Raw genomic sequence first — 17,768 nt, 5'->3', positions numbered from 1 at the left:
CGGTACTGGTTCCCCACGGCCCTCTATTACAGGTTGCGCGGGCGGTTAAGATAGGCGATCATAGCACTACCGACAATAATCATTGGTAAGCTTAATATCTGACCCATGGAAAATATCCCCGCAATATATCCAATCTGCTGATCTGGTTCCCGAAAAAATTCAACAAATGTGCGAAACAGGCCATATAGCGCTATAAAACTCCACAATACCGTGCCCGCTGGGCGCTTCGCCCGCCAAATAAGCCAGAGGAGCAATAACGTAAGCGGGCCTTCAAAAAAAGATTCATAAAGCTGCGAAGGGTGTCTGGGCAGGTTCCCTCCCCCAGGAAAGATTATCCCCCATGGTACGTCTGTGACCCTGCCATAGAGCTCTCCATTGATAAAATTGCCGATTCTGCCGAACATAAGGCCTATTGGTGCTGTCAGGAACCCAATGTCAGCTATTTCCAGGAAATTAAGCTTCCGCTTGTGGCAAAAAATGATACCACCTATGACAGCACCGGCAAAGCCACCGTGAAATGACATGCCTCCTTCCCAGACAGCCAGTAGCTTTAAAGGGTTGGCAATATAATAGCTTAGGTTGTAGAAGAGAATGTAACCGATTCTGCCGCCGAGTATTATGCCAAGGGCTACCGCAAATACGAGATCTGCTACTCCTTCTTTTGAGAGAGGGATCGCTCTTTTTTTGACTGCATGGTTGATGAGCAGATAGGCCGAGCTGAATGCAAAGATGTACATGAGGCCATACCAGCGCATTTCCAGTGGGCCAATACGAAGGAATACCGGGTCAATGACGGGGAAGGTCATTCAGCAGGGTCTTTCTTGATTCTTACCACCTGGCTGACACCGGGCATGGTTTCAATCAGGTGCTCATCGAGTGATTCCGTATCGCCAATGACTCCAATGATAGTTCTATTGGCACCAGTTGACTGGTGTATGTCAAATCCCTTGTTGATCAGGAATTCCTTTATTTCGTCAAGTGATTCTTCGGGCGCGTTTATTTTAGTAATTATTAACATCTTCATTCCCCTCAGCCTGTGACATGATCCTTTCAAGTCTTCTCGATTCATCAACAACACGTTCAAACAGCCTGACTATGGCACCGTCGTCAAGCGGTCCTGGATTCTCTCCTTTCATCCGGGTGAAAATCCTTTTTTCCCGCGAAGGATCGTAGACCGGTAGATCTAGGCCCTTCTTGATATGGCCGATTTGTAGTGCAAGACGAGCTCTCTCGTTGAAAATCCGGAGCAGTACGTCATCCATAAGGTCGATTCGTTTTCTTATGTCGTCAATGGTCATGTAAATTCCTGTGAGTCTTATAATCTAATGTAATGGGGTAACTTCATCAGAACTGCTTCCTGACAAAGGTGTCTTTCATCCAGTGGATATCATCACGCTCAGGATAGTCAATGGTGCAGTGAAGGCCACGCGATTCTTTCCTCTGCTGAGCGCAAAGGATAATAAGCTCGCCTACTGTGGCTATGTTTCTCAGTTCAATCAGGTCTGAGGTAATCTTGAAATCCCAATAGTAATCATCAATCTCCTCTTGAATTAACCTGATCCTGTTAAGGGCGCGTTCCAGGCGTTTATTGGAGCGAACTATGCCCACATAGTTCCACATGCAGCGCCGGATTTCGTCCCAGTTTTGCGAGACAACCACCATTTCGTCGCTGTCAGTGGCTGTACCGCTGTCCCATTCAGGGACTACGAGATCCGAGTGACAGATCTCCTGGAGGATTGAGCTTGAATGCTGGTAGGCCCTTCCGGCATAGACTGCGGCCTCCAGCAGAGAGTTGCTGGCAAGGCGGTTGGCTCCGTGCAGTCCGGTAAAAGCGACTTCACCAATTGCATATAAGTGTTTGATATCACTCTCAGCATCTCCGTTCACTGCCACGCCGCCGCAAAGGTAATGAGCTGCCGGAACCACTGGCAGCGGAGACTGGGTCATGTCCAGGCCGTACTCGAGGCAGGTCTGATAGATGTTGGGGAAACGAGATCTAACATATTCCGGCTCTTTATGGGTGATATCAAGGTAGACGCAGTCATCACCATGTACCTTCATCTCGTTGTCGATTGCACGGGCCACAATATCACGCGGTGCCAAATCTTTAAGGTGATGATATTTTTCCATGAAGGCAGTGCCATCTCGTCTGCGGAGTATCGCGCCCTCCCCACGAACGGCCTCAGAAATCAGAAAGGATTTAGCATGTGGATGATAAAGGGTTGTTGGGTGAAACTGCATGAACTCCATGTTAGCGATGGTTGCTCCGGCTCGGTATGCCATGGCAACCCCGTCTCCTGTTGCCACATCCGGGTTGCAGGTATACAGATAAACCTTTCCCGCTCCTCCTGAAGCTAGCAGGGTAATCTTCGCGGAGAAGGTCTTGACCACTCCGGATTCATTGTCGAGGACGTAAGCTCCGAGGCAGCGGTTCGGCTTGATCCGCTTGTGCGTGATCTTTGATTCTGTAATTAGGTCAACAGCAGTATGATTCTCAAGAATCTTTATGTTTGGGTTTTGCCGTGCTGCCGCTACAAGGGCCCGTTCAATTTCTCGGCCGGTAACATCTTCGGCGTGTAGAATGCGCCGTTGACTGTGTCCACCTTCACGAGTCAGATCGTAGGTGTCGCCACTTGTGGTAAAATTAACTCCCCAGTTGATAAGTTCACGAATTACTTGTGGGCCTTCCTCAACAACAAGTTTGACGACGTCTTCGTGGCAAATACCGGCCCCTGCAACCAGTGTATCGTCAATATGTGCTGAAAAGGTGTCTTCTTGAGAAAAAACCGAGGCAATCCCACCCTGCGCGTAATTGGTAGCTGACTCGGTTACTTCACGCTTGGTCACAATGACAACGCTGCCGTGTTTGGCCGCCTTCAGTGCAAATGAGAGACCGGCTATGCCGCTGCCGATGACCAGGAAATCACTTTGAAGTTTCATGTTTCCCCCATACTGCCGATAAGATACTTGTTAATGCCGGAGGCGATTATTTACCTCCGATGCGCAGTTGTCAAGGGATTGTGGCTGGAATAGTTATAGAATTTCTAATAAATGCTTGAAATAAGGTCTGTTAGAAGATAGTATTGCCAAACCGGTCTGTGTTGGCGGTTCTTGCCGGGAGTACTCATGAACTCAATCTTTATCCAAATGTTTGCTCTCATCGCGTTTTTTTTATGCATACTGCAGGTGGTACCCGTCTGTGCCGACATCTATAAGTACGAGGATAGTGAAGGAGTTGTACACTTTACCGATTCTCCCACGGATGGTCGGTTCAAGATCTTCATGCGCGATATCAAAAAGGATCTGAGGCTTCGCACTTCTTTTCGACTCATGGGCAATCCTGCAGAATACGAAACCTTGATCAATAAGTATTCTCAGCAGTACGGTGTTGACAGGGCGCTGGTAAAAGCGGTGATACATGCCGAGTCTGGATACAATCCCAATGCGGTTTCCCGCAAGGGCGCGCGTGGCCTGATGCAACTAATGCCCAAGACAGCTGAACACCTGAAGGTCGCGGACACCTTTGACCCGGCCCAGAACATTCGCGGCGGAGTTAAATATCTCCGGTTTTTGCTGGACACCTGCAAGGGTGATGAAACCCTTGCTTTAGCAGCTTATAATGCCGGATTATCCAAGGTTGCCCAGCATAACGGGATTCCACCATATATAGAAACACGTAATTACGTCGAAAAAGTAATGAGTTATAAAAACACTTACAAAGGGAACTGATTTTTCAATGCCAGTGGCTAACAATCCAATATGGAATATCCCCAACATCCTTACCTTGCTCAGGATTGCGGCCATCCCTCTTTTAGCGACCCTTCTTCTTTCACCGACAAGAGACGCCGGTTTCTGGGCTGCAGCTCTCTTTTCCGCTGCTTCGGTAACTGACTGGCTTGATGGTTATCTGGCCAGGAGAATGGGGATTGAGACGGTTTTCGGCAAGTTTCTCGACCCGATTGCCGACAAATTGATTGTCATGGCGGCACTCATCATGATTCTCCCCTTCGGGAGAGTTCCTGCCTGGATGGTTCTGGTAATACTTGGTCGCGAAATAATAATAACCGGGCTCAGAGGTATCGCTTCTACTGAAGGGATCGTTATTCCTGCGAGTGATCTAGGCAAATATAAGACAATTTTCCAGATAGTAGCGATTATCGGTCTCCTGCTCCACTATGACTACCATCCGTATTTTTCCATCGATCATCCACTACTTACGGTCAATATGCACAATGTTGGGATGTTTTACCTCTGGATTGCCACTGTCATAACCATCTGGTCTGGGGTGGATTATCTCGCCAAATTCATCAAAGTGATCGCCAAGTAATTCTCCTCTTTCGGTTGTTGCGTATCCTGCCCCACACTATACACTCTAATGCATGAATAACTTGATCGACCTATTCGGGACTTTCCCTTCATGGGGTGACCGTCCGGCGCTGATTTACAGGACTGGCATCAGACGAAGGGTAATGACCTATGCCGAGCTTCATAATAATGCGCGAAGAATGGCCGGCTGGCTGGCTTCCGCAGGTGTTGTCCCTGGCGATCGGCTTATAATCTGGGCACCGAATTCACCCTGGTGGGTAGTGGCATTCTGGGGTGCGATCCTTAGGGGTGTTATTGTTGTCCCAATCGATTTTGCCGCCGGTTTTGAGCGCTCCCAAGTAATTGCCCGGCTCACGTCTGCTAGATTGGCAATACAGAGCAAGGCAAAAGGGGAAACAATTGCCGGCGTGCCTTCTTTGTTCATTGAAGACCTGCCGCATATACTTTCGGAAGAGCTGCCGTTCGAAGCCATTCATGCTGCAGAACTACCTGAAATTGCAGAGTTGATCTACACTTCTGGCACGACAGGTGCCCCTAAAGGGGTGATCCTTACTCATGGGAACTTGATGGCAAACCTGAGGCAAGTCAATTCCCATATCCCGGTCGTACGTCAAGAGTATCAATTTCTCTCGTGCCTTCCTCTATCTCACATGTTTGAACAGATGGGAGGTCTTTTCATTCCGTTATCCCACGGATCATCAATTGTCTATCTTCGTACCATCAAACCTTCAGCGCTTATGGAGGCTTTTAGTAGCGAGGATATCCACGCGGTTATCGTAGTGCCAAGACTGTTGCAACTTTTAAAGAACTCTATTGAGAGAGAGTTGGCAGCAAAAGGGTTGGCACCTCTCTACCGGGGTGCTACTCCATTTTCAACAATATTTCGCAAGCTGATTAATTCTCAAATCAGGAATAAATTCGGAACTCATTTCCAGTTGTTTGTCTCAGGAGGATCCGCTCTTTCTCAAGATCTGTTTCGATTTTGGGCCGATCTAGGCTTTCGTGTGGTTGAAGGGTACGGGCTTACCGAGTGCTCGCCGGTTCTTGCAGCCAATACGTTTGATCGGCAGACTCCGGGATCGGTGGGGCTTCCTCTGCCTGGTGTTGAAGTTATCTTTGAAAAGGGGGAACTGCTGGCCCGCGGGGAGAACATTTCTCCAGGGTACTTCGAAAACGAGGAAGCCACCAACCAGGCATTCATGCCGGGCGGATGGTTCCGTACTGGCGATCTGGGAGAGTCTGATGCCAATGGTTTTATTCATCTTAGGGGGCGGCGTAAGGAACTGATCGTTACTGGCGCCGGCATAAATGTTTATCCTGATGAGATTGAAGAATTGCTCAACAAGATTCAAGGCGTCAGAGAGGCTTGTGTAATCGGGTTTGACAAGGGGGAAGGGGAAGAGGTCCACGCTGTGCTTATCCCAGATGGCAACGGTCGTATGCCGATTGAAATAATCCAGGAAGCCAATGCTCGGCTTGACGACCTTCAAAGAATAACCGGATTTTCGCTCTGGCCCGAGGCCGACTTCCCCAAGACAACCACCATGAAGGTGCAAAAATACCTTGTTAAGAAACTTCTTGTGGAAGGTATGGAGACGGCAACACTTCACAGTGAAGATCGCTTGACCGCAATTGTTGCCAAAATTACCGGCAGTAGCCCGGATCTGATTACTGAGGATGCATCACTTGTTGCCTCACTGGGGCTTACCTCTTTAGGCAAGCTTGAGCTGGTTAATGTCCTTGAGCAGGAGTTTCGGCTTGATCTTGATGATGCCCTTATCGGTCCTCAGACAAAAATTTCCGATTTACGAGCGCTCGTTTCACGAAGAGATAAGCGCTTTTCTTCCGACAAATTTCGCAGTTGGCCGAACACCAGACCAGTACAGGTATTGCGTGAGGTTTGTGATTACACGCTTCATTTCCCCCTGCTTGACACTTTTGTAGTCCTTAAAGTAAGTGGAATTGAACATCTTTCTGGAGTGAAGCCTCCGGTGCTTTTTATTGCCAATCACGTGAGCTACCTGGATCAGCCGACCATCATGAGGGCGCTGCCAAAAGCTTGGCGTTACAATACGGCAACAGCAGTCTGGGCCGAGTTTTTTTTCAAGAATTTTCGCAATGTTTTTCAGAAAATGTGGAAGCGCTTTACCTACGACTATGGCTCTGTGGCACTCAACCTCTTTCCCCTGCCACAATCATACGGTTTCCGTAGTTCTTTAGTTCATATGGGGGGGCTGGTTGACCGAGGCCGCAACATCCTGGTTTTCCCGGAGGGGGAACGCTCTGCTACTGGTGAAATGCTTACTTTTAAGGAAGGTTTGGGAATCATGGTAAAGGAGTTGGACATCCCTGTCGTGCCGATAAAAATCAAGGGACTTGAAAGGGTCTTCCCGAGAGGTGCCGGGTGGCCGAAACGAGGTATAGTGACTGTTGTGTTTGGAAAACCTCTCAGGTTCGGCCTGGAAAGTCCCCATGAAATAGTTGAGATTTCAAGAAAGGCAATTAAGATTATGTGATGTTAAAGGCATTCTTGTTTGGAGGATACCTGCGCATTAATGAAATTGACAATTCGTTATAAACATTATAGAAAGAGACATATACCATACTAAATTGATTGGAGAACGTATATGAGCGATGAAACAAGCTATCAAGCTGAGACCCTCGCATTGCATGCCGGCCAAGTTCCGGATCCGACCACAAACAGTCGTGCTGTTCCTATCTATCAGACAACGTCTTATGTCTTCAATGACGCTGACCATGCAGCGCGCCTTTTTGGGCTGCAGGAGTTTGGAAATATTTACACTCGGCTGATGAACCCGACGAGCGATGTTTTCGAGAAACGGATTGCTGCGCTGGAAGGGGGAGTCGCAGCCCTTGCGGTTGCATCCGGACAGTCGGCCATAACTCTCGCTATTCTTACACTTGCTCATGCCGGTGACGAAATTATTTCTGCGACAAGCCTCTATGGTGGCACATATAACCTGTTTCACTATACCCTGCCAACAATGGGGGTTACTGTGAAGTTCGTTGACCCGTCTGATCCGGAAAATTTCCGGAAGGCAATAACCCCAAAGACCAAGCTGGTTTATGCAGAAACGCTTGGGAATCCTAAACTCGACACCTTGGATATAGAATCGGTTGCGAAAATTGCTCATGAGAATGGCATACCATTGATCATCGACAATACGACTCCGTCACCATACCTGGTACAACCTTTGAAACACGGTGCTGATATTGTCGTTCACTCAGCTACAAAGTTTATCGGTGGTCACGGAACCTCTATTGGTGGTGTTATTGTTGACGGTGGAACTTTCAATTGGGGTAACGGCAAGTTCCCACAGCTTGCTGAACCTGATCCTTCATATCATGGCATAAATTTCTGGGAGGCTCTGGGAAATATCGCCTACATCATCAAGGTTCGGGTGCAACTGTTGCGCGACATCGGTCCGGCAATTTCGCCTTTCAATTCGTTTCTTTTTCTGCAGGGGCTTGAGACTCTACACCTAAGAATGGAGCGCCACAGTACTAATGCCTTGAAAGTGGCCGAATTTCTCAAATGTCATCCCAAGGTCGGCTGGGTTAACTATCCAGGGTTGCCGGATCACCCAACATACACCCTTGCCAAGAAATATCACCGGGATGGCTTGTTCGGGGCACTGATCGGCTTTGGTATTAAAGGGGGCGGCATCGAGGAGGGAAAGAGGTTCATCAACAACCTCAAACTATTCTCGCTTCTGGCCAACATTGGCGACTCAAAGTCACTGGTGATCCATCCTGCATCCACAACCCATCAGCAGTTAACCGCAGAGGAGCAGCTGGCAACAGGGGTAACTCCTGATTTCATCCGCTTGTCTGTCGGCACGGAGAACGTAAAAGACATAATTGCCGATCTTGATCAGGCCTTGGCAAAGGTATAACTACAATTGTGAATCAAAACGATTGGTTTGCTTGACTTAAAATGGATTCTGCAATATTCTGCTCGTGCTGTCGGGATGCTTGATGTAAATTCGTATCAAATCCCCCGCTACAATAAAAACAAGGGCTTAGGTTTTTCCTAAGTCCTTGAACATTTCCTGTTTAAAATAATTTACTAGTTTTATTGATGATGGAGCTTATGAAAAAAATCATTTTTCTGTTGATGATGTCGTGTGTTATCGCCGGCTGTAACAAAGGGAATAGTTCTGAGAAATCTGGGTCCAGCAATACAGATAAAGCATATCCTGCCAGAAGCTCTGCCTTTATCTCTCGATCTTCAGCCAAGCAGCCGCTAACGGCATTTGCCTCAGTTACAACTGCATCGGGTAAAACGGTTTCTGCGGCTGCTCCAGCAGTCAAGATAAAGTACAATGCTGGCGAAGACCCTGATTATGCAAAGAAATGTGGCTGGCCGGTTAATTGCCCCAGCTCGTTGCCAGGGTCGATTCTTCCACAGAAACGAATTGTTGCTTACTATGGCAATCCTTTATCGAAAAAAATGGGTGCTCTTGGTGAGTATCCAAAGGATGAAATGATCCGCCGCTTGAGGATGGAGGTTGCTAAATGGGAAAAAGCCGATCCTTCCATGCCTGTGCAACCAGCCCTTCATCTTATCGCCGTAGTTGCCCAGGGGGAACCTGGTAAAGCCGGCAAATATCGGATGATTATGCCAGACAAGATAATCGAAGATGTTTATGGCTGGGCTAAACAGGCTGGGGCTATAATGTTTATCGATATTCAGACCGGCCACGATGACATCAGGACGATACTGCCCCGTTTTGAGTGGATTCTGAAAAATCCTGATGTCCATTTGGGGATTGACCCCGAGTTCAATCTGATTGCCAGCAGGAAAAAACCCGGTACAAAAATTGGCACCTACGACGCAGCGGATATCAACTATGCTTCAGGTTATCTCCGGGATCTGGTGAAAAAATATAATCTACCCCCGAAGGTGTTCACTGTTCACCGCTTTACTCGCAACGGGGTGACAAACTCACGGAAAATTGTGTTACGCCCTGAAGTTCAGATGGTCATGCATATGGACGGCTGGGGCGCGCCCTGGCTCAAGCGTGACTCATACAAGGACTACATTGTCAGTGAGCCGGTACAGTACACAGGATTTAAACTTTTCTACCATAACGACACCAAAAAGGGCGATCAACTAATGACCCCGCAGGACCTGCTTAAACTGAATCCCAAGCCGGTTTATATTCAGTATCAATAGGATTAAGATCTTTGCAAATAGGCACAATTGAGAAGGGCCATCCATTGGATGGCCCTTCTCAATATTATTATGAGATAAATTTAAATCACTTTCTCTCTAATCTTAAACCTCAATATTGATGGTAATCTTGCAAACTTACTGGGGTATCACCAGAACTCCCATCTTGCTGTTTGAAGAACATAGATGCCAAGAAGAAAATTGGTTAAACCATGTGCAACTATACAGAGTGTGATGCTCTTTGTGCGATAAAGAAGTAAAGTGTAGATCGCACCTGCCATAATACCGGCTAGCCAGAGATTGTGTTCCAGTCCAAACATTATAGTGCCGATAAGAAATGATGGCAAAGTAAACTTCCCAATTTCAACTGACTGGAAATCCGAAGATATAATGTATCTGAGGAGCCATGAGCGCCAGAATATCTCTTCCATTATGGGTACTACAACAGCAGCACCTAAAATACGGGAAAAAATGAGGGTGTAACGTGTAACGTTGTCCGATAATAGTGATGGGTTAAACCCGCTGGACGTGCCAACAGTCGCCCATGACCAATCCATGTTAATCCATAGAACCAAGACAATGATGCCTGTAAATACACTTGTAAAGATATTTCCTATATTTGTGAGGCAATTGCGCGTGATTTCAGTATAGCTCTTCCTGTAACAGAACAGTAGCAATCCAACAGAAACTGTTTTTACAGGATATAAGTAGAGAAAGAGGTCCTCAGGTATTGCAAGAATACCATGTTTGCCAATGTATCGCATTCCTTCCTGGATGGCTATAAATGCCATGAATAGAGCGAATGGTGCGATTCTGGGAAAAGAACCTTCAGATGGGTCAAATAGATTTTTTGTATTGTGCATGACTTGGATTTAATATGTGATATCATTTCTAAAATCAAATGCTTTTTTTCGATGTCATCAGTCTTGATGCTGAGTAAAATTTCTGATATTGATGTTTTCTGTAATAATATCTCATTATAGTCTGGATTACATTTAAGTTTTTATTGTCTCTTCTGGGGGGGTACAGTGAAAAAATTAGTCATTTGTCTTGTTCTGCTTCTTGCTATTACGGCTTGCGTCGGCAAGTCAAAGGAAGAGCTCTATGCCAAGGGTGTCGATGAGATAAAGAAAGGCAATCCCAATGGCGCTATTGTCTTTCTAAAAAATGCCTTGGAAAAAGATCAAAATTATTTAGATGCCAGACAACAACTTGCTATAGCTTACATGAATACTGGAAAGCTGGAGCAGTCAGAACGTGAGTTCAGGAAGGTATTAAATCAGAACCCTGGTAATGCAGATATAAAATTGCTGTTGGCAAAAGTTTTCAATATGTCACAAAAGCCTCAGGATGCTCTCAAAATGATTGATGAGTATCTTGCCCAGAAGCCTGGGGACGCAGAGGGGTTGGAATGCAAAGGCACAGCCTTTGCTGTTAACAGGCAGCCTAATGAGGCAGAGCGCTATCTGCTTCAGGCTCTTCAGGTCGACCCAAAGCGACTTTCTTCAAAGCTTGAATTAGCTCTGGTCTATGCTTCTTCTGGCAGAGCTAATGATGCCCGCAGGCAAGTCGATGAAGTCCTAGCAATTGATGCAAACAATGTAAAAGCCTTCAGTCTCCTCGCTCAGTTAGAAATGTCTCAAGGCAACAGGAATAAAGCACTAGAACTCTATCGTAAACTTGCGGATATAAGCAAGAATGATCCTGCCCCTCTTTACAAAATGGGAATTGTTTACAGCGATCTAGGTGACATGGCAAAGGCTGAACAGATTTCTACTGAACTTTCCCAAAAGTTTCCTAAACGAGGTGAGTCTGCTCGTTTGGCTGGCATATTAAATTTCAAAAAGAAAAAATATAATGAAGCAAGTGCTGCCCTGCAAAACTCAATCAAGATTCAGCCAACTACGGATGGATATTATTACCTTGGATTGACCAATTACGCTAATGGCCAACTTGAGGGGGCAATTAGTCAGTTTCGGACTATTCTTGACCGAGTCCCAACTCATCATAGATCCCGTATCATGATAGCGATGATTCTGCTGCAGCAGAAGCGTTTGGATGATGCTGTTACTGAGGTAAAAAAAGTATTAGATGCTGATCCGCAAAATGCGTTGGCGCATAACGTCCTTGGAAGTGCTTATCTTGCCAAAGGGCAGTTTGAGGATGGAATGCGCGAGCTCAATAAGGCTACTGAAATTGATCCTAAACTCATTGATGCACATATTAAAAAGGGTGTGATCAACCTCAGTAAAGGCAAGGAGCGCGAAGGCGAGGCAGAGCTGCAAGCAGCAATAAATGTGAACCCAGAAGTTCTCAATTCTAGAATGATTCTTTATTCCTACTATATGCGCCAAGGTAATCAGGTTAAAGCCGTTTCCTTGTTAAACAAAGGGCTTACCGGAAAGCCTTCTGATGCGCCACTTTATAATGCTCTCGCTTCAACAGCACTATCACAGCGGAAACCGGATGATGCATTAAAATATCTGCAGAAAGCTAAGGCGGCAGATCCATCGTTCTTCCCGGTATATTTTAATATTGCCAACTATTATGCTGCTAAAGGGGAGCACGACAAGTCAATTGCTGAATATAATGCCATCTTAGCTAAAGACCCGACAAACTTGAGAGCTTTGCTGGCAATTGCTGCTACACAAGAGTTGAAGGGGCGTGAAACAGAAGCGCTTAATTACTATCTTAAAGCAAAAGATACTAAGAACACTACCGCTTTCATTGCTCTTGCAGGTTATTATGCGCGGAAAAAAGATATTGGGAAAGCTTTCAGTGTTGTTGATGAAGCCTTAAAGGCAGATCCTAAAAATGTTTCCGCCTTAGAGGCTAAGGGTAAACTGTTGATGTCTGAAAAGAAATACAATGAAGCTATCAAGGTATTTGATGACATTGAGCAAGTTCGTCAAGGGGCAGGCATCGGATTTAAAATTAATGCCTATATGGCAATGAAAGCAGTGCCAAAAGCCATTGACCAGGCTCAACGCGTGATAACTCTTAAACCGAATTCAGCCCTCGGTTTTATGGTGCTTGCTTCAATTTACGAGAGTCAGAATGACACTGCTAGAGCTATTGACGAGTTGAAAAAAGGTTTGAAGGCTGAACCTGCAAATCTTTCTGCAAAACTGCAACTTGGTAATCTCTATTTAAAAATGAAAGATTTTATAGCTGCTGGAACTACTATTAACGAAATAATAAGAACCAATGATGATTTTGCGCCTGCGCATTACGCATTGGGGTCTCTTTACGAGCAAACAGGTAAAAAGAAAGATGCCGTGAAAAAGTATCGTGATGCGCTTGCCAAATCTCAAAGTTACGTACCAGCTTTAAACAATCTTGCATATCTTGCTGCAGACGGATACGGCAGTAAAGAAGAATCCCTACAGCTAGCCATAAATGCGTTCAAGTTGGAGCCAGGGAATCCAGGTGTCATGGACACATTAGGGTATGCTTTATTGAAGAATGGGAAATATGGCGAAGCAGTGAAGGTTCTTGATAAGGCGACTGCCGCACTCCCTAATAACCCGACAGTACTTTATCATTTTGCACTTGCATTGAAAGGGAGCGGAGATCAAAAAAAATCCTTGGATAGAGTTCAAAAAGCACTGCAATTAGGAAATTTCCCTGAAATAGCACAAGCACGGCAATTGCATTCCGAATTGTCTTCTGGCGGGGGAAAAAAAGCTAAGTGACGAAACGCTTTCTCATTACAATCGCTTTTGATACGATATTTGCTATATTGGCGCTTTTTTCGGCCTATTTTATCCGGTTTGGTTTTATTCCGATCCTGAATAATATGTCTAGGTTTGAAATTGCAAGAATAATTGTATTTGTAATTGTTCTGTTGTTTTCTTCTTTTTTACTAGAAATATATACTTATTCAGTAGAAATAGGGAAAAGGGAATACCTGATAAGAATAACATTGTCTCTGGTAGTATCCTTTTTCATTCTTACCAGTCTTTTTTATTTGACAGAATTCCTACTTTTCGGTCGCATTGTTCTTTTGGTCTCGCTCCTTATATTTGGGATTTTGGAATACTTGTCCTATTTTATAATCCGAGTCACTTCTAATCTTCCTGGATTTGTCAATAAGGTTCTTATCCTTGGTACTGGTCCGCTAGCGCGACAGATTGGAAATCTTATTACTGCAAAGAATCATTTGTATACTTTGGCAGGATATTTTAACTGCGCCTCTGAACCTGTGATGGTTCCTTATCATAATATAATCAGTTGTGAAGATGGGCTTTGTTCTGCAGTAAAGAGGGTTGGAGCCCAAAAAATTGTAGTTTCACTGTCAGAGAGACGCGGGGTTTTCCCTTTGCAGGAGGTTCTCAGTTGCAAACTAAGTGGCATTGAGGTTGTTGACGCACCGTCATTTTACGAGCAGATTACTGGCAAGCTTTTATTGGAAAACATTACCCCGAGTTGGTTTATTTTTTCCCACGGGTTCAGGGTCACTCTGGCCTTAAGGCTCTTGAAGAGAATGACGGATCTTTTCTGTGCGGCAATTGGGCTTCTATTGATCCTGCCATTTATCCCTATTATTGCACTTGTCATAAGGATTGACTCGCCTGGGCCAATTCTTTTTCGACAGACGAGGGTAGGGGAGGGTGAGAAACTATTCAATTTATTCAAGTTTAGAAGCATGAGACAGGATGCCGAAAGTGGTACAGGTGCAGTTTGGGCAAAGGAAAAAGACCCACGAGTGACAAAGGTTGGGGAGTTCCTGCGCAAAAGTAGGATTGATGAAATACCTCAGCTCTTTAATGTGTTACGTGGGGATATGAGCTTGGTTGGCCCGCGTCCAGAACGTCCAGAATTTGTGAAGAAATTGACCGAGGTAATCCCTTATTATTCGGAACGACATTACGTTAAACCCGGCGTTACCGGATGGGCTCAGGTACGTTATCCTTATGGCGCTTCAGTTGAAGATGCCATTGAAAAATTGCGTTATGACCTTTACTACATAAAGAATATTTCTCTGCCATTCGACATCATGATTATTTTGGAAACTGTTAAGGTAGTTCTTTTTCGTCGAGGGGCTAGATGATGCGTGGAGGAAGCGTAATGAGAAGCTTGTTGATTGTTTTTGCGATCTGTTTTGTTTGTTCTGTCCCAGGGTATGCTGCAGATTATGTGATAGGTGAAGGTGACGGTCTTGATGTTGCGGTATGGGGAATTAAGGAGCTATCCTTTTCAGTTAAGGTCCGACCAGACGGTAAAATTACTGTTCCTGGCCTTGGAGACGTTGTCGCCAGCGGCTTCACTCCTTCCGGGTTGCAGGTCTCTCTTACGGATAAACTCAAGGAACTCGTAAAAAATCCGATAGTAACAGTAACTGTAAGAGAGATAACAAATAGTAAAGTTTATATTTTTGGTGGAGGGATTAGGTCGGGTATCTACGACCTGACTCGAAAATCATCGCTTCTGCAACTTCTGTGTTCCTTAGGTGATGTAAAAACTGCAGATTTGAGACGATCCTATCTTTTGCGGAATGGTAAAAAATTAAAAGAAGATTTTTTTAAACTTTTTGCTGAAGGTGATTTGAAAGAGGATATGGAGGTCGTCTCAGGAGACGCCATATTTATGCCGCTTTTGCTAGATAAAAGCGTCTATGTACTTGGTGCTGTAACTACTCCGAAATCGATTGAATATCGTGATGGAATGACGGTTATGGAGGCTATTCTTGAATCTGGGGGGTTCACAAAGTTTGCCAGTCAGAACGATACAGTAGTTCGTCGAAAAACTGGTGACAAAGAGGAAACTTTGGAGGTTCGAGCCAAGGAGATTACGAAAAATGGTGATTTTTCGCAGAATATCAAGCTAAAACCAGGTGATTACATAATAGTTAAGGAAGGTATTTTTTAATACAAGAGAGATTACATGCAAACTAAAGAATTTGACTATAGAATGTATCTTGACCTCCTGCTCCGCAGGAAGCGGCTTTTTATCTTAATTGCACTGCTTATAATGACAGGAGGAGTGATTTACAGTTACTCCCTCCCAAAGATATATGAAGCGAAGAGTACAGTATTTATTGAAAAGAATGTAATTAGCGAACTAGTAAAGGGAATAGCTGTTACTCCATCAATGGAACAGACTATTAAAGTTTTAACCTATGCCCTTACAAGTAGAACAATCCTTTCAAAGGTAGTCAATGAACTGGATATGAACGCTAAAAAACACAGTGATTCCGAGCTCGAAAATATTCTTCTTCGTATTAACAGGAATATTTCAGTCAAGGTGAAAGATAATAATCTTTTCATAATAACATACAAAGATACTAACCCTAAAATTGCTCGTGATTTCGTTAATACTCTTGTCACCACATATATAGAACAGAATATTTCCTCAAAACGTGAAGAGTCTTATGGCGCAATTAAATTCTTTTCTGACCAGATTGGCACCGTGAAAGAAAAGCTTGACAAGGCAGACGAAGAGTTGAGTAGATTTAAGGCTCAACAGGGTGGTGTCGTTAATATTGATGAGGCAAAACTGTTTCAGGAAATTAACTCTTCGGAACAGAAGCTTCAAGACATTCAACTACGCAGGCGCCACCTTGAGGGGCTTAAACCAGTCACTCGCCGAGAGTCTGACCCACTGCATGCTCAACTCCTTTCCCTCCAGAAGCGTCAGGATGAACTGAGAAACCAATTTAATGATAACTACCCAGAATTGATTCGTATTCGTGGAGAAATAGATTCGCTTAAACAGCAGATCGCAAAACGACCTGCTGCTGGTGTCGGTAATGCTGATCCACAGGAAGTAGCTAAAATTGAAGCCGAACTGAGCGCGCTAAAATTAACAGAAGAAAGTCTCAGGCGTTACATAGCGAAAAATCAATCTTTGATGCGGCAGATACCAACTGTTAAAGCTGAGCTGGAAAAGATGGATGTGGACAAGAAAAAGCAGAAAGAGTTGTATGATCAGCTACTTTCCCGTCAAGGGCAATCAGAAGTTTCCAAGCAAATGGAAGTGCAGGACAAGACAACCACGTTCAGAATTGTTGATCCTGCAGTATTGCCGGTAAAACCAGTCAGTCCGAATCGTGTAAGAATAATTCTTATGGCGATTGTTGCCGGCATTGGCGCTGCGTACGGCATACTTTTCGGGCTGGATCAGCTTCGGAGCACTATAAAATCGACTGAAATGTTAAAGCCCTATGGTTTGCCAGTATTGGCTGTTATTCCTAGGATTCCGGATTTTGCCCAAGAAGTTAAACGTCAGAAAGTTGATAGAATCATCTATGCTATGTCATCTTTTTATTTTCTGTTTATCTTGAGTTTTTTGGCAATAGAGCTTTTAGATCTTCAATATGTAGATAAAATAATTAATCGAATTTCTCAAATATTTTAATACTCCGCCTTGAGGGGACAATGAGCAGAATAGAAAAAGCACTCGAAAAAGCTTCACAATTACGGCAACGGGTACCGGATATTAGTCTAGATCTTCCGGCGAGCAATCAAATTAGTCAGTCTGAACCTTGCAAAGAACAGTACCCTATTCACCCGCAAAACAGGTGCATTAATAACGCACTTCTAGTTTCTGCAAATGGTTCAGGGTCTCCGATTGCCGAAGAGTATAAAAAACTAAAATCAAACCTTATCGGCTTGGTTAGACAGGGAAGTTTGTCAAATGTAATTATGGTTACTAGCTCTATTGCCGGCGAAGGGAAAAGCATTACGGCATTGAACCTGGCGTTGAGCCTAGCCCAAGAGATTGACCACACGGTCCTCCTGATCGACGCTGATCTGCGTAAACCCTCTGCTCATAAATATCTGGAAATTGAACATGACTGTGGACTAGCTGAGGTTTTAGAAAACAAGGTGGAAATCAGTAACGCTCTGGTTCACACAGGTATCGGAAGATTGGTGCTTATGCCTGCTGGCACGGTATCTCAGAATCCGGTTGAGCTTTTTACCTCTCAAAGGCTAACTCAAATTATCAAAGAAATTAAAAATCGCTATCAGGACCGTTTTGTGATTATTGATACTCCACCGATTCTCCCTTTTGCCGAAACCAGGACTTTGAGCAGGCTAGTAGACGGTGTAATTTTTGTTGTAAAGGAGAGGCTTGCTTCTCAAGCAACTATTGCTGAAGGGCTCTTAGCTTTAGAGGGGGCAAATAACCTTGGGATAGTATACAATGAAGCGTCAATATGTGCTTCTGATGATAGATACGGACATTATTATAACAAACATTATCAGCAAAATATTTCTTAGCATTTCCCGGGGTAACTTTA

The 17,768-nt window shown here is 44.7% G+C and carries 15 protein-coding genes; 10 read left to right on the top strand and 5 right to left on the bottom strand.

Annotated features, from left to right (window positions below):
* Nucleotides 1-26 precede the first annotated feature (26 nt).
* Genes lgt through nadB form a run of 4 tightly spaced genes read right to left on the bottom strand, consistent with a single transcriptional unit; the run spans nt 27 to nt 2,940 of the window.
* Nucleotides 27-806, bottom strand: coding sequence for a prolipoprotein diacylglyceryl transferase (gene lgt, locus KI809_RS00390; RefSeq protein ID WP_214169549.1), 780 nt, complete (start codon nt 804-806; stop codon nt 27-29).
* The gene (locus KI809_RS00385; RefSeq protein ID WP_214169548.1) at nt 803-1,018 is read right to left on the bottom strand and encodes a hypothetical protein; all 216 of its coding nucleotides are present in this window, start codon (nt 1,016-1,018) and stop codon (nt 803-805) included. The genes lgt and KI809_RS00385 overlap by 4 nt, the downstream gene beginning before the upstream one ends.
* Nucleotides 1,002-1,298, bottom strand: a complete 297-nt coding sequence (locus tag KI809_RS00380) for a chorismate mutase (RefSeq protein WP_214169547.1) — start codon at nt 1,296-1,298, stop codon at nt 1,002-1,004. The genes KI809_RS00385 and KI809_RS00380 overlap by 17 nt, the downstream gene beginning before the upstream one ends.
* A 46-nt stretch (nt 1,299-1,344) precedes the next feature.
* Complete coding sequence (nadB, locus tag KI809_RS00375) at nt 1,345-2,940, bottom strand: L-aspartate oxidase (protein WP_214169546.1); 1,596 nt, start codon at nt 2,938-2,940, stop codon at nt 1,345-1,347.
* Between the two features lie 207 nt (nt 2,941-3,147).
* Here nadB and KI809_RS00370 point away from each other — a divergent pair, with 207 nt between their 5' ends.
* The 5 genes from KI809_RS00370 to KI809_RS00350 all read left to right on the top strand — a co-directional run bounded on the left by KI809_RS00370 (nt 3,148) and on the right by KI809_RS00350 (nt 9,526).
* Nucleotides 3,148-3,729 carry a transglycosylase SLT domain-containing protein gene (locus tag KI809_RS00370; RefSeq protein WP_246559191.1) on the top strand — a complete coding sequence of 194 codons (582 nt, stop codon included), beginning with the start codon at nt 3,148-3,150 and terminating at the stop codon, nt 3,727-3,729.
* Between the two features lie 7 nt (nt 3,730-3,736).
* Nucleotides 3,737-4,327, top strand: coding sequence for a CDP-diacylglycerol--glycerol-3-phosphate 3-phosphatidyltransferase (gene pgsA / locus KI809_RS00365; protein ID WP_214169544.1), 591 nt, complete (start codon nt 3,737-3,739; stop codon nt 4,325-4,327).
* 52 nt (nt 4,328-4,379) lie between these two features.
* Nucleotides 4,380-6,842: an AMP-binding protein gene (locus KI809_RS00360; protein WP_214169543.1), complete on the top strand. Its 2,463-nt coding sequence runs from the start codon at nt 4,380-4,382 to the stop codon at nt 6,840-6,842.
* A gap of 111 nt (nt 6,843-6,953) precedes the next feature.
* Nucleotides 6,954-8,243, top strand: coding sequence for a homocysteine synthase (locus KI809_RS00355; RefSeq protein WP_214169542.1), 1,290 nt, complete (start codon nt 6,954-6,956; stop codon nt 8,241-8,243).
* A gap of 197 nt (nt 8,244-8,440) precedes the next feature.
* On the top strand, nt 8,441-9,526 hold the full coding sequence (locus KI809_RS00350; RefSeq protein WP_246559091.1) for a hypothetical protein: 1,086 nt from the start codon (nt 8,441-8,443) through the stop codon (nt 9,524-9,526).
* Between the two features lie 146 nt (nt 9,527-9,672).
* Here KI809_RS00350 and KI809_RS00345 read toward each other — a convergent pair whose 3' ends face one another.
* Nucleotides 9,673-10,386, bottom strand: coding sequence for a CAAX prenyl protease-related protein (locus KI809_RS00345; protein WP_214169540.1), 714 nt, complete (start codon nt 10,384-10,386; stop codon nt 9,673-9,675).
* A gap of 165 nt (nt 10,387-10,551) precedes the next feature.
* Between KI809_RS00345 and prsT the strand changes: the two genes are divergently transcribed.
* Genes prsT through KI809_RS00320 form a run of 5 tightly spaced genes read left to right on the top strand, consistent with a single transcriptional unit; the run spans nt 10,552 to nt 17,748 of the window.
* A complete protein-coding gene (gene prsT, locus KI809_RS00340; protein ID WP_214169539.1) occupies nt 10,552-13,218 on the top strand; it encodes an XrtA/PEP-CTERM system TPR-repeat protein PrsT in 2,667 nt (888 codons plus the stop codon).
* Nucleotides 13,215-14,576 carry a TIGR03013 family XrtA/PEP-CTERM system glycosyltransferase gene (locus KI809_RS00335; protein WP_214169538.1) on the top strand — a complete coding sequence of 454 codons (1,362 nt, stop codon included), beginning with the start codon at nt 13,215-13,217 and terminating at the stop codon, nt 14,574-14,576. The genes prsT and KI809_RS00335 overlap by 4 nt, the downstream gene beginning before the upstream one ends.
* 17 nt (nt 14,577-14,593) lie before the next feature.
* Entirely contained in the window at nt 14,594-15,394 is an 801-nt protein-coding gene (locus KI809_RS00330) for an XrtA/PEP-CTERM system exopolysaccharide export protein (protein ID WP_214169537.1), read from the top strand.
* Between the two features lie 15 nt (nt 15,395-15,409).
* Nucleotides 15,410-16,882 (top strand): XrtA system polysaccharide chain length determinant, encoded by a 1,473-nt coding sequence (locus tag KI809_RS00325; protein ID WP_214169536.1) that lies wholly within the window; start codon nt 15,410-15,412, stop codon nt 16,880-16,882.
* Nucleotides 16,883-16,902: 20 nt separating this feature from the next.
* Nucleotides 16,903-17,748 (top strand): XrtA-associated tyrosine autokinase, encoded by an 846-nt coding sequence (locus tag KI809_RS00320; protein WP_214169535.1) that lies wholly within the window; start codon nt 16,903-16,905, stop codon nt 17,746-17,748.
* Nucleotides 17,749-17,768 lie beyond the last annotated feature (20 nt).

This window comes from Geoanaerobacter pelophilus (assembly GCF_018476885.1).
GTDB lineage: Bacteria > Desulfobacterota > Desulfuromonadia > Geobacterales > DSM-12255 > Geoanaerobacter > Geoanaerobacter pelophilus.
The sequence above is the reverse complement of the archived record's forward strand: the minus strand, read 5'-3'. Positions and strand labels throughout refer to the sequence as shown.